Genomic DNA, 12,217 nt, shown 5'->3' with positions numbered 1-12,217 from the left:
GTGGCCCCCGGGTGGCTGACCCTCGTCACCTCACGGCAGTACGGTGTCCCCCATGCGCCCCGACACGCCCGCCGAAAACGTCGACCACGCCGCCGAGGCGGCCCGCCTGGAACGGACCGCCGGCCTCTACCCCGAGGACGCCGAGACCCTGCTGCTGCGCGCGGCGGCCCACCTGGAACTGTCGGGCGACCGCCCGGCGGCGACCAAGCTCTACGACCGCCTGCTGTCGCCCTCCGAACCGGCCCCCGCGCCCCTGGAGAACCCGTCCCTGGTCCGCGCCCTGAAGGCGTCCAACCTCTGGGAGTACGACCACGAGGCGGAGGCCAGGGCGATCATCGACGGCGTACGTGCGGCGGGGCCGCGCGACCCGGCCCCCTGGGTGATCGTGGCGGAGGCCCTGGAGTCCCACGACGAGCTGGAGGCGGCCCACGAGACGTTCACGGAGGGCGCCCGCCTGCTCCTCACCGACGTACCGGAACCCCCGTACGCCACCCACCCCCTCCTCTACGGCCGCCACCGCGTCCGCCGCATGCTGGGCCTGGACCACGACGCGTGGGACACCCTGGCCGACACCCTGCACTCGATGCCGGTCTCCCTGGACGAGCTGCACGACCCGAAACGCGTCTGGTCGCTGGGCTCGGACAACCCCGCGGACCTGGAGGCGGAGATCTCCCGCCTCCGCGCCGAGTTGGGCGCCTACCGCGAGGCCCTGTCCCGCCCCTTCCCGGTCGCCATGCTCCACTGGCCGGCCGCCGAACTGGCGGAGCTGCTCGAGGCGTACCCGTCCCTCTCCGCCGAGTACCCCTCCTACGACGCCCACCTGGCGTCGATAGAGGCGGCCCTGCGCGAACTGGCCTCGTCGGGCACCCCGAACCTGGGCGTCGTCCCCGGCACGGTCCCGTCCTACGAGGCCTTCGCGGCCTCGGAGGGCGCGTCCCCGGCCGACCCGACGCTGCTCCCCCAGTACGCGACGACACTGGCGGCCCGGGGACTCGCGGTGGCGTGGCCCCCGCAGCGTGGGGCGGCATGCTGGTGCGGGTCTGGGCGGACGTACGGCGACTGCCACGGGGAGGATGTCGCCGGGAACCGGTGAGAGGCCGATGAGCCGCCGATGAGATTCGGTGCCGCCGGTCGTCCACGGGTGCGTGAGCCTCGCCGGCAGCGGGCGAGGCGCCGCCACCCGAGGAGAAGGGTGGGGAGGATCAGGATGCCGCCTCCACCGAGGCCTCTGGGGCCGCTCTGGCCTCGTTGCTGCTGAGAAGCTCGACACCGCTGATGGCTACCTGCGCGTTCTCCTGCGCCTTCTCGTCAGCCTGGTAGGACGACTTGACGGTGAAACGCACCGCCAACACCTTGCCCACGTCGAATACGAAGTGCTGACCGCCCACCACCCAGTTGAGCATGAGGTCCCGCTCGACAGCCTTGCCCGCATCCGTGGTGAAGGTGACGGTCACCCGCTTCGGCATGGCCGACACCCCAAAGGCGTCGAGCTGAGTACTCATTCCGGACGTGAAGACGAGTTCGGACACCCGAGTCGGCGCGTCGAAGCGGCCCTCGATCCACTCACCAGCGCCGGAACCGGTCACACCGGGCCCCCACCAGGTCGCGTCCTCCCTGTCGAAAGCGAGCTCCGGCCCATGACCCCGGTATGAACGGGACGCCTTCACTTCATCCGGGAGGACCGTGTGAACAGCGTCCCGCCACCTGTACGAGTCGTCCGTCGGCGACAACTGCTGCACCGACGGACTCTGTGACGACTTCCCTTCCGGACTTCTGGGCGCTCCGTCCGGCAACCCCACGGCCAGGACCACCGCGGCGCACGTGCCCACCACTGCCGCGAGTGCGCCCACGACGACACGTCGCCGTCGACGCGCCCGACGGGGAACGGGATCGGCCACGACCGGCACCACCCTCGGCTGCGGGAGCCCGTCCGCGGAGACTTTCCGCAGCCGTTCCAGCAGCTCGTCCGTGGACGGCCGCTTCGACGGCTCCTTGTCCAGACAGTCCGTGACGACGCCTCGCAGCACCTCGGGCAGGCCGTCCAGCCTGGGTGGATCATGGACCACGTGGTACGCCGTCATGTAGGCGTTCTCGGCTTCGAACGGGCTGTGCCCGGATGCCGCATGGACCAGGACCGAGGCCAAGGAGAAGACGTCCGTTTCGGGCCCGACGTCCTTCGGCGCACGGAACTGCTCCGGTGACATGAACGGCGGAGTTCCCATGACCCGTCCCGTCGTGGTCAGGTGCTGCTGGTCGGACGCGCGGGAGATACCGAAGTCGATGACGCGAGGGCCGTCTTCGGACAGGATGACGTTCGACGGCTTCAGATCGCGATGCACCACCCCCACGCGATGGATGTCCCGCAGAGCTTCGGCCAACCCGACCGCCAGCTTTCGCAACCCCACACTGTCCAGCGGGCCTTTCTCGGCCACCTGTTGAGCGAGCGTGGGCCCCGGAATGTACGAGGTCGCCATCCACGGACGTACGGCGTCCGGGTCGGCGTCGACAACCGCCGCCGTGAAGGCGCCACTCACCCGGCGCGCCGCGGTCACCTCCCTGCGGAACCTGGCACGGAACTCGGTGTCGTCCGCGAACTGCTGGTACACGACCTTCACCGCGACCCTGCGCCCCGAGCCCGACCGGGCATGGTAGACGACGCCCATACCCCCTGACCCAAGCCGCTCTTCCAACCGGTAGCCACCGACCGACTCCGGGTCCTCCGCGCTGAGCGGCATTCTCTGATCCCCCAAGCAGTGCTCCAGGACGGCCCCCAGAATGACCTCACGTTATCGCGCGAGGGTGCGGTTGCCGTTGCACGGAAAGATCCCCCGTGTAGACGCCGTACGTGCAACACGCCCCGGCAGACAGACCAGTTGACGGTGCTTCCGTCGACGGTCAGTTGATGATCTCCGCCCGGTCCTCCGTCACCATCGCGGCCAGCCGCTCCCGCCACATCCGGAGGGCCTCGGGGGTCTGCCGCGTCCAGTCGGCGACCTCACCGACGATCCGGAGCGGCTCCGTGCTGCGGTAGGAGCGGGTGGGATTCCCGGGGAACTTCTTGTCGGTGACGTTCGGGTCGTTCTCGAACCCCCCGGTCGGCTCGACGGCGTACACGCGCGGTTCCCCGTCCCCGGCGGCAAGCTCGGCGGCCAGCCCCGCGCCGTCGCGCAGCGCGGTGAAGTAGACGTGGTTCATCACGATCTCGGGCCGGTAGTTCGAAGCGAAGCCGGCGGTGAGGTGATCCCCGATCCGCAGGTCGGCCTTCGTACCGTGGAAGAACGGTCCCTCGTCCAACACCTCGTCCATCGCGGCAGGGTAGCAACCGGGGGCCGCCGGGCGAGACGCCCACGACGGTTCCCGGGCCTGTCCGGCGGCTCTTGCCGGACAGACCCCGGTCCCACGGAGGGCTCAGCGCTTGAGCGTGAAGGTGAAGTCGCCGGACAGCTTGCCGCTCAGCCGGGCCGCCGAAACGAGTCTGCCCTCCGCGATCAGTCTCCCGGTCTCGGCCCGCGAGAGACCGCACCCCTCAGCGATCAGCCGCACCGGCCGGACAGGGATCCGCGCCGCGAAGCGGACCGATACGTCGATCACCTCGCGGTCCAGGTGATCCGATCCGCCTGTGTCGAGGCGCCAGGCGTCGTCCCAGTCGAGGACGACGCGATTACGGCGCTGCACGACCAGGTCCTGGAGCAACTCGGCTGCCAGACCGAGGTCGTTGGCATGCAGCCGGTCCAGCAGCTCAGGCCGTACGGAACGCACGTTCGTCCGCTCCAGAACCGTGAGCTTCGCCGTGTCCCCACACCCGGTGCAGAGCACGAGGAGCCAGGCGTCGAGGAGCTTGTGGTGTGCGTTGACGCGGAACTTGCCGCTTGCCCGGAAGCGTCTGGACGCGCACGTGCGGCAAGGGCGGAGGACGAGAGGCAGGCAGGTGGGCATGACAACCCAGGTGTCGAGCACAGAAGTACACCGGTTTCAGTGAGAAGACCGCAGCAGAAAGGAGCGCGTCTCACATGTGCGACGCGCGACAGATCAGCACTCGGGGGGTCTCACAGGGTGTACAACGGGACGTCCTTGCCTGGGCGACTTGGTTCGGCAGCACGGTAGGGGCACACAGCGGCGTCGTTCCAACGGTTTTCGAGCGCCTCACGCGCGGTCGTCGAACCTCGTCGCGACGGCCCGGAACGGGTTCGGGACCGACGCCCCCGCGTCCGGCCTGCGGGCTCGAGGGCAGGGGAACCCTGGCTGGCGCCGCATTCCCCGCTTCAGATGCACACCGGGCACGCCTTGAAGGGGCTGGTTCCGGTCGATCAGCCCACCCTCGTGTCAGTGACTCCTGCTACAACTGCCTCCAGGTCAACACGGTGGTGAAGGGGGTCGTGGTGCAGCAGGCGGGAAGTCCGGAGCAGCCGGTCGCGGGGGTCTACGAGCAGCTGGTCACGGATCGCGTGCGCGGTGAACTGGAGCGTCTTGAGGCCGACGGTTGGAAGGCCATCGACGCCGAAGTCGGTGCAGAATCGTCACCGCATGTGCTGGCCCGTCACGTCGGTGACATAGTGGCTCGCCACCTCAAACAGCTCCGGCCCGAACACCGAGTCCCCTTCGCCAACCGAATCCTTGAGTCCCTGGCGGCAGAGGTCGGTGAACAAGGCGGCGCCGAGTTCGTCAGCTCCATCGTCGAGGGACCGCGCCAATTGCTGGCTCTGGCGGAGCAAGAGGCACCGGGTGCCTATGCAATCCGTCCGCTCACGCCCCTCTCCGAGACCTCTCTTCTCACCAACTCCCCCGAGGACCTCAACTTGGGATCGGAGTTGCGAGCCGAATTGGCCACGGCGGATCGGATCGACCTGCTGTGCGCCTTCGTCAAGTGGTACGGCATCCGCGTACTGGAGGACTCGCTCCTCGCGGCGAAGGAGCGGGGCGTCCCGATCCGCATCATCACCACGACCTACATGGGCGCCACGGACCGGCGTGCGCTCGACCGGCTCGTGCGCGAATTCGGCGCCACGGTGAAGGTGAACTACGAGACCCGCTCGACCCGGCTGCACGCCAAGGCGTGGCTGTTCCGGCGCGGGACCGGATTCCACACGGCGTACGTCGGCAGCTCGAACCTCTCCCGTGCGGCTCTGCTCGACGGCCTGGAGTGGAACGTGCGTCTGTCCTCGGTGGCCACACCGGCGGTGATGGACAAGTTCGAGGCCACCTTCGACGCGTACTGGAACGACCTGGCGTTCGAGACGTACGACCCGGATGACGACGGCGAGCGCCTCGACGCGGCGCTGGCCCAGGCGGGTGGGACGACATCGGCCACCGACTTCAAGATCGACCTCTCTCGCCTTCAGGTGCATCCCTTCCCGCACCAGCGGGACATGCTGGAGCGACTGAGCGCGGAGCGCCAGATCCGCGGACGGCACCGCAATCTACTGGTTGCGGCGACCGGCACCGGAAAGACCGTGATGGCCGCCATCGACTACCGCTCCCTGAGCAAGCAGGCGACCTCCGGTCGGCCAAGGCTGCTGTTCGTGGCGCATCGCAAGGAGATCCTCAAGCAGTCCTTGCGTACCTATCGCGAAGTGCTGGCCGACGCCTCGTTCGGCGAATTGCTGCACGGCGGGGCCGATCCACAGGAGTGGACCCACGTCTTCGCCAGCGTCCAGTCGCTCAACGTCCGGAGACTGGAACAGCTGGCGCCAGACCACTTCGACGTCATCGTCATCGACGAGTTCCACCACGCCACAGCCGGTACGTACCGCCGAGTGATCGAACACTTCGCTCCGAAGGAGTTGCTGGGGCTCACCGCCACCCCGGAGCGGATGGATGGGCTCAACGTCCAGGACGAGTTCTTCGACGGCCGTATCGCCGCCGAGATGAGGCTTTGGGAAGCCCTGGAGAACGATCTGCTGTCTCCGTTCCACTACTTCGGGATCCCTGACGGGACCGACCTCACGAACCTCACCTGGCAGAAGGGCTCGTACGCCGATCAGGAGCTCGGCAACCTCCTCACGGGCAACGACGCGCGAGCGCACATCATCGTCAAGCAGGTCCAGGACAAGATTTCCGACCCCGGCGCGATGCGTGCTCTCGGCTTCTGCGTCACCAAAGCGCACGCCCATTTCATGGCGGACTACTTCCGCAAGGCCGGTTTCCAGGCTGCGGCCCTCGACAGCGACTCGTCACCCCAGGTACGCGCTCAAGCGCTACGTGACCTCCAGGACGGCAAGATCCAGGTCATCTTCTCGGTGGACTTGTTCAACGAGGGGCTCGACATCCCTGACGTGGACACGTTGCTCCTGCTGCGACCCACCAACAGCGCCACCGTCTTCCTCCAGCAGTTGGGACGGGGACTACGGCGTACCGACACGAAGCCGGTACTCACGGTGCTGGACTTCATCGGACAGCACCGAGCGGAGTTCCGCTTCGAGGAGCAGTTCCGGGCTATGACCAATCTGTCGCGCAATCGGCTGGTCGAGCACATCGAGCGCGGCTTTCCGCAGTTGCCGTCCGGCTGCCAGATCATCCTGGAGGGCAAGGCCAAGAGCCTGGTCCTCGACAACATCAGGACGCAATTGGGCGCCACGGTGAAGACATTGGTGAAGGAGGTCAAGGAGTACAGCACTCCTCTCCTCGCCGACTACCTTCGGGAGAGCCGCCGAGAGATCAAGGAGCTGTACAAGAACGGCAACTCCTGGACCCTCGTGCTGCGTCGTGCCGGCCTGGTCGCCGAACCGGCTCCCCCGGGCGAGGAGCCGCTACTCAAGCGCGTACACGCCTTCCTTCACGTGGACGACCCCGAGCGTGCGCAGGCATATCTGAGCCTTCTGGCGGACGACACCCCGCCGTACGAGGAACTCGACCTGACCCGCCAGACCTACGCCCGCATGCTGTTCTTCAACCTGTGGGACAACGCGGGAGGCTTCACCAGCTATACGGAGGGCATCGCGGCGCTACGTTCGCAGCGAGCTCTGAGAGATGAACTCCGGCAGGTGCTGTCGTACGTCATCGACCGAGCCGACCATGTGCCGATCCCTCTGTCCGATGGCCTCGGCAACGTGCCGTTGAAGGTCCACAGCTCGTACAACCGGTCGGAGATCCTTGCCGCCCTCGGCATCGCCCGGTTCGGTGGACAGATGCCGCGATCCTTCGCCCAGGGTGTGCAGTGGGCGGAGGAGTTTCAGACCGACGCGCTACTCATCACGCTCGAGAAGGACGAGAAGGACTTCTCACCCACCGTCCGGTACAAGGACTACGCGATCAGCCCGCACCTCTTCCACTGGGAGTCCCAGAACGCGACCTCCCCCGTCTCCACCACCGGCAAGCGCTACCAGCAGCACGCCGGTCGCGGCACCCACGTACTGCTGTTCATGCGCCGCTACGCGAACACGGACACGGGCAAGTCACAGCCGTGGATGCTCCTGGGCCCGGCGACCTACGTGAAGCACACCGGCAGCAAGCCGATGGCGATCACCTGGCACCTCGATCATCCGCTCCCGGCCGACGTGTGGTCCTACTCGGCGGCAATTCAGGCGAGTTGACCCACGTACGTCGGCCGTGACCGGAACGACTCAGGACAGTCGCACTTCGCACTCCGCCTCGAAGTGCGACTGCGCCCGGTCGAGCGCGTCGTCTACGTCCCACCCTTGGGCGCGGAACCAGTAGAGCAAGTCCGTAATGGCGCTGATAGCGGCATCCTCCGCCGTAGCCGTCGCCAACCGACCTGCAACGACCGGCTCCTGCGTCCGCCCCGAACCGCTGTAAAGGCTCAGCACGTCCGCGACTCGCGCCAGTCGCGGCATCGGCATGTGCTGCCGTTCGGCCCGGGTCGCATCCATGCGGAACTCGCACCAGGTGATCTTGCGATCACCGGTAAGCTCCACGCCCCAGCGATCACTCACAGCGTCGATCAGCGTCATCCCCCGGCCCGCCTCAGCGTCGAGAGTCGCGCACGTGAGCGTCGGAAGGGCGCGAGCATCGGGGTCGTGTACCTCGATGCGCAGGTGGGAGCCCCCGAGTGAAGCGACCAGCGTGGTCGGCGTCTCCGGTCCGACGTGCTTGATCACATTGGCGACGAGTTCGCCTACGCAGAGCTCGGCGGCATCCGTCAGCTCATGCAGCCCCCAATACTCCAGGTGGATCCGCAGAGCGCGTCGAAGAGCCCACACCTGATCGGCCTCCGCCAGAAACGGCAGCCTCCACGGCTGCGTCGGCCGCCAAAGGGCGTCGTCCATGTCCTACCCACTCCCCACCTCTGATGCCTGACTGTGATGCTTTCGCGACTCAGAGTTGCATTGAAACTCTCGAAATGGAACTCTCACTTGAGATGGGCGGGGGCACACAGCTTCGTCACGCGCCCCCGGCGCACACCGTCTTGCCGCCGCCACCAGCGGAGCACCACGATCTACCTGGACCAACGCGAAGGACTGAGGACATGGCCGTCGGACCCACTACTCGTAGGCGCCAACTCGGTGCTGATCTGCGACGACTCCGGGAACGCAAGGGGCTGACGCTCGAAGAGGCAGGATCCCGCGTCGGCATCTCGAAGGCGACGTTGAGCCGCTACGAGACGAAGGAGGGCACGGTCAAGTGGCCGGCCGTGGACGCCCTGTGCCGTGAGTACTCTGCAACGGACGAAGAGCGCCTCGCCCTCGTGGAACTGGCGAAGGGCGCCAAGATCCAAGGATGGTGGCGATCACTCGCCGACCCCATCCCCGACTCCATGAACCTGATGCTGACCCTGGAAGACGAGGTCGTACGCGAGGACCACTACGCGTGCATGTACGTTCCGGGTCTTCTCCAGACGCGCGCCTACGCAGAGGCGGTCCATCGCGCTTCAGAGGTGCAATGCGGCGAACGCGAAGTCCAGTACATGGTCGACATCCGCATGAAACGCCAGGAGCTGCTGGAGCGCGAAGAGCCCCCGCGCATCTGGTGCGTGATCGACGAAGCCGCGATCCGCCGTCAGGTCGGAGGCCGCGACGTCATGCGAGAGCAACTCGCCCACCTGTTGGCCTGCGCCGAGCGACCGCACATCACCGTCCAAGTCCTTCCGTTCTCCCTGGGAGCACATGCCGCCGCAGTCGGAAGCTTCGTCACACTTCGCGGCCAAGCCCGTGAGCTGGACGTCGTCTATGTGGATCTCCTCGGTGGTGGCTTGTTCATGGAGAAGCCCGAGGAACTGGAGCGATATAGGTTGGCCTTCGACTACCTCAGCGCCCAGGCGCTCGACCTCGAGTCCTCGGTCGAACTCATCGACCGGGTCAGCAAGGAGTGAGTCTTGATCGCAGCCGACCAGGAGCCCCGCTGGTTCAAGTCCTCTTACAGCGGAGGCAGCGGCACTGAATGCGTGGAGTGCGCGTACATCTCACGCCGCGCATTGATACGCGACTCCAAGCGCATCGACGGGCCCATACTCGGCGTGACCCAGACTGCCTGGCGCCGATTCATCGACTCTGTAGGCCGCCCCATGCAGGAGTCCCCCTGACCAACGGGAGGAGGGATCGGCTCCTCCGACGCACACAGTGGACTATCGGGGTCGCGTCCGCCTGTACCAGGACCCCGACTTCGACGCTGCCGTCCAGGAGGGCATCGACCTCACGATGCGACTGAAGCGGGAAGCTCGAGGCGAGTGGGCGACGCCATCGCCGTCGCGACCGAGGGCGACGCGGTGCGTGCGTTCAGGGCTCTCCATCGAGCCCGGGCGCAGTCGACGAGCGTGACCACCATCGCCAGGGCGGCGGCTTTCGCCTCGTCCAGATGCAGAAGAAGCACGTGGAACGACGACGCGGACGTGCGTCTACCGCAACGCCTCGATGGCTCTGAGGATCAGCCCTCGTGCCTCCGCCCCGTAGACGGCCATGCCCCTCAGCTCGTAGACGTGGAACGTCTCCCGAGGCCACTGCGTTCGGACTCGAACAGCCGACGGCATGACACCGAGGGAGACCTGGGGCAGCGCCCCAGCGGCGAGGAGGTAGCCGAGTTGGGCTGACATGGAGTCCTCGTCCGCGACGCGGTAGTACAGGGCGGACTCCTCGACCCCGAGCACGAACCGATGCCCTTACTCATGGACGACCCCTTCAGGCCGCTGCGGACGCGCCGGGACGGCCGGGGCCCGAGACGTACATCCTGCGGGTGGACGGTGACGGTCAGAGGCTGCTGCATGCGCAGGTGCCGCAACTGCGGCTTCCCCCGGGGAGCCGATGAAGGGGGAAGGGCGCCCTCACGGAAGCACGCGGGGGCGGATCCGGGGTCGGTACGCCGGCCCACCCGGCGGGTGGCGGCATGTTCGGAGACGATGGAGGCAGGTCGGATGGCGCATGGCGGATGTCCCGACCGGCGGCTACGTTGCCGAGGAGTGCCCGTAGTCGCGACGATGCGAGCCCAGGAGTCGCTGATGTCCGGGAAGCCGAGCGAGGCGCAACCGTCGGTCGTCGACCGCGGGACGTTCGAGCAGCAGTTGGAAGCGCTGCGGGCCAGGGAGAAGGCCCACACCAGGGAAGGCGACGCGATCGCCGCGGCGCGCCGCAGGCTCCCGATGGTCGAGGTGGCCGCGGACAGCCCGTTGCTGGGGCCGGACGGCCCCGTGACGCTCCTGGACGCGTTCGAAGGGCGACGTCAGATGATCGCCTACTACTTCATGTGGTGGCCCGGCAGGCCGGCCGCCGAGCAGTGCGAAGGCTGTACGTGGGTGATGAGTCACGTGGGCGAGCTGGCCTATCTGCACTCCCGCGACATCACCTTCGCCGTGTTCTGCCAGGGGCGGAACACGGCCTACGGCTTCGGGGATGCGCGGACGTCGTACGAGGAGAGCCTGCGCTACCGCGCCTTCATGGGCTGGACGATGCCCTGGTACTCCGCCCAGCCCTCGCTCGAGTCGCTTCTTGTCGGCCGGGAGCTCGGCCTGTTCCACCTGGTGTGCTACCTGCGCGACGGCGACCGTGTCTTCGAGACGTACTGGACCAAGCGGCGTGGGGCCGAGGCCGTGGACTACAGCTACGCGCTCATGGATCTCACGGCCTTCGGGCGTCAGGAGGGCTGGGAGGACTCACCGGTGGGCTGGCCGCGCCTCGGGCACGCCACGCGGACCCTGGGCGGGGCTCCCGACTGGCCCCCGCTGCGGGAGTGGCCGGGTGGACGGCCCACAGCGCAGTGGCCGCGCCTCGACGCCGGACGCTCCGACGACCTGGGCGCCACCGGCAGCACGGGTGTCGATCCGGCGACCGGGCCCGGTCACTGCCACTGATCGCGTCCGCGGGCTCGCACCCGCCGAGACGGGCCACGCCCAGTCGGTGTACACGCCGTCGGTGATCCGCAGGGCTTCCCTTCCGCGCCTCGGAACTGACCGCGCCCTCAGCCCGCCAAGAACTTCAGCAGGTCCGCGTTGAACCGCTCCGCGTGGCTGACGTAGAGCCCGTGTCCGGCGCCCGGGTATTCGAGGTACGTGCACTCGGGCAGCAGCTCGGCGGTGCGTCGGCCGGTGAGGTCGACGGGGGCCGAGAAGTCCGCGTCGCCGTGGACGGCCAGGGTCGGCACGCCGATGCCCCGCAGTGCCGCGCGGTTGTCGGCGTGGAAGCAGGCCTCCTGCGTCTTCAGCATCGCCCACGGCGCGGTCGACAGGCACTGGCGGTAGGTGACGTCCATCTGCTCGGGTGAGACGTCGTTGCCCAGGTGGGTGGCGAAGTAGGGCTGGGTCTGGCGGGCCAGCCACTTCGCGCGGTCCGTGCGGACGGCCGTGCTCAGGGCGTCGAAGGCCGCCTGGGGCATGCCCTGCGGGTTGTCGTCGGTCTGCTTCAGGAGCGGCAGGGTCGCGGAGAGGAACACGGCCCGTGCGACCCGGTGTTCACCGTGCCGGGCGAGGTAGCGGGCCGTCTCCGCGCCGCCCATCGAGTGGCCGACGAGCGTGACGCCGGTCAGGTCCAGGTGGTCGAGGAGCGCGGCCAGGTCGTCGGCGGTGCTGTCGATGTCGTAGCCGTCGGCCGGGCGGTCGGAGCGTCCGTGGCCACGGCGGTCGATGGCGATGCAGCGGTGGCCGCGGTCGGTGAAGTAGGGGATCTGGTACTCCCACATGTCGGCGGGGAGCATGGCGCCCGCGACGAAGACGATCGGCGTGCCCCGGCCGTAGTCCTCGTAGGCGATGCGGGTGCCGTCGTGGCTGTCGAAGTACATCGGACACTCCCTCCCGTTGGGGTCTGCGTGATCCGGGATCCTGCCCGACGCGGGAGGGACG

General features: G+C 67.9%; 10 protein-coding genes and 1 pseudogene. 5 read left to right on the top strand and 6 right to left on the bottom strand.

Going from position 1 to position 12,217, the window contains the following annotated elements:
• The first annotated feature begins 52 nt into the window (after nt 1–52).
• Complete coding sequence (locus OHA99_RS23505) at nt 53–1,093, top strand: SEC-C domain-containing protein (protein WP_153179679.1); 1,041 nt, start codon at nt 53–55, stop codon at nt 1,091–1,093.
• A 109-nt stretch (nt 1,094–1,202) separates the two neighbouring features.
• Here the strand turns inward: OHA99_RS23505 and OHA99_RS23500 are convergent, their stop codons facing one another.
• From OHA99_RS23500 to OHA99_RS23490, 3 genes are all read right to left on the bottom strand, one after another.
• Complete coding sequence (locus OHA99_RS23500) at nt 1,203–2,735, bottom strand: serine/threonine-protein kinase (RefSeq protein ID WP_381502539.1); 1,533 nt, start codon at nt 2,733–2,735, stop codon at nt 1,203–1,205.
• Nucleotides 2,736–2,895: 160 nt separating this feature from the next.
• Complete coding sequence (arr, locus tag OHA99_RS23495) at nt 2,896–3,306, bottom strand: NAD(+)--rifampin ADP-ribosyltransferase (protein ID WP_405697650.1); 411 nt, start codon at nt 3,304–3,306, stop codon at nt 2,896–2,898.
• A gap of 102 nt (nt 3,307–3,408) precedes the next feature.
• Nucleotides 3,409–3,936: a DUF1062 domain-containing protein gene (locus tag OHA99_RS23490; RefSeq protein ID WP_405697648.1), complete on the bottom strand. Its 528-nt coding sequence runs from the start codon at nt 3,934–3,936 to the stop codon at nt 3,409–3,411.
• A gap of 443 nt (nt 3,937–4,379) precedes the next feature.
• Between OHA99_RS23490 and OHA99_RS23485 the strand changes: the two genes are divergently transcribed.
• Nucleotides 4,380–7,529, top strand: a complete 3,150-nt coding sequence (locus OHA99_RS23485; protein ID WP_405698993.1) for a DUF3427 domain-containing protein — start codon at nt 4,380–4,382, stop codon at nt 7,527–7,529.
• A 30-nt stretch (nt 7,530–7,559) separates the two neighbouring features.
• Here the strand turns inward: OHA99_RS23485 and OHA99_RS23480 are convergent, their stop codons facing one another.
• Nucleotides 7,560–8,222, bottom strand: a complete 663-nt coding sequence (locus tag OHA99_RS23480; protein ID WP_153179675.1) for an ATP-binding protein — start codon at nt 8,220–8,222, stop codon at nt 7,560–7,562.
• Between the two features lie 200 nt (nt 8,223–8,422).
• Between OHA99_RS23480 and OHA99_RS23475 the strand changes: the two genes are divergently transcribed.
• Nucleotides 8,423–9,265 carry a helix-turn-helix transcriptional regulator gene (locus tag OHA99_RS23475; RefSeq protein ID WP_153179674.1) on the top strand — a complete coding sequence of 281 codons (843 nt, stop codon included), beginning with the start codon at nt 8,423–8,425 and terminating at the stop codon, nt 9,263–9,265.
• A 3-nt stretch (nt 9,266–9,268) separates the two neighbouring features.
• On the top strand, nt 9,269–9,475 hold the full coding sequence (locus OHA99_RS23470; protein WP_322746724.1) for a DUF397 domain-containing protein: 207 nt from the start codon (nt 9,269–9,271) through the stop codon (nt 9,473–9,475).
• A 312-nt stretch (nt 9,476–9,787) separates the two neighbouring features.
• Here the strand turns inward: OHA99_RS23470 and OHA99_RS23465 are convergent.
• Nucleotides 9,788–10,048, bottom strand: a pseudogene (locus tag OHA99_RS23465) (Scr1 family TA system antitoxin-like transcriptional regulator); the annotation flags it as partial.
• Between the two features lie 336 nt (nt 10,049–10,384).
• Between OHA99_RS23465 and OHA99_RS23460 the strand changes: the two are divergent.
• Nucleotides 10,385–11,233, top strand: a complete 849-nt coding sequence (locus tag OHA99_RS23460) for a DUF899 family protein (RefSeq protein WP_366472980.1) — start codon at nt 10,385–10,387, stop codon at nt 11,231–11,233.
• A 107-nt stretch (nt 11,234–11,340) separates the two neighbouring features.
• Here OHA99_RS23460 and OHA99_RS23455 read toward each other — a convergent pair whose 3' ends face one another.
• Nucleotides 11,341–12,156 carry an alpha/beta fold hydrolase gene (locus OHA99_RS23455; protein ID WP_381502551.1) on the bottom strand — a complete coding sequence of 272 codons (816 nt, stop codon included), beginning with the start codon at nt 12,154–12,156 and terminating at the stop codon, nt 11,341–11,343.
• Nucleotides 12,157–12,217 lie beyond the last annotated feature (61 nt).

The sequence above is a fragment of the Streptomyces coelicoflavus genome, assembly GCF_045041415.1.
Taxonomy (GTDB): Bacteria; Actinomycetota; Actinomycetes; order Streptomycetales; family Streptomycetaceae; genus Streptomyces; species Streptomyces coelicoflavus.
The sequence above is the reverse complement of the archived record's forward strand: the minus strand, read 5'-3'. Positions and strand labels throughout refer to the sequence as shown.

Excerpts from the sequence above, each read along its gene's own strand:
- OHA99_RS23505 (WP_153179679.1), top strand. The coding sequence starts at position 53 with ATGCGCCCCGACACGCCCGCCGAAAACGTCGACCACGCCGCCGAGGCG.
- OHA99_RS23500 (WP_381502539.1), bottom strand. The coding sequence starts at position 2,735 with ATGCCGCTCAGCGCGGAGGACCCGGAGTCGGTCGGTGGCTACCGGTTG.
- arr (WP_405697650.1), bottom strand. The coding sequence starts at position 3,306 with ATGGACGAGGTGTTGGACGAGGGACCGTTCTTCCACGGTACGAAGGCC.
- OHA99_RS23490 (WP_405697648.1), bottom strand. The coding sequence starts at position 3,936 with ATGCCCACCTGCCTGCCTCTCGTCCTCCGCCCTTGCCGCACGTGCGCG.
- OHA99_RS23480 (WP_153179675.1), bottom strand. The coding sequence starts at position 8,222 with ATGGACGACGCCCTTTGGCGGCCGACGCAGCCGTGGAGGCTGCCGTTT.
- OHA99_RS23475 (WP_153179674.1), top strand. The coding sequence starts at position 8,423 with ATGGCCGTCGGACCCACTACTCGTAGGCGCCAACTCGGTGCTGATCTG.
- OHA99_RS23460 (WP_366472980.1), top strand. The coding sequence starts at position 10,385 with ATGTCCGGGAAGCCGAGCGAGGCGCAACCGTCGGTCGTCGACCGCGGG.
- OHA99_RS23455 (WP_381502551.1), bottom strand. The coding sequence starts at position 12,156 with ATGTACTTCGACAGCCACGACGGCACCCGCATCGCCTACGAGGACTAC.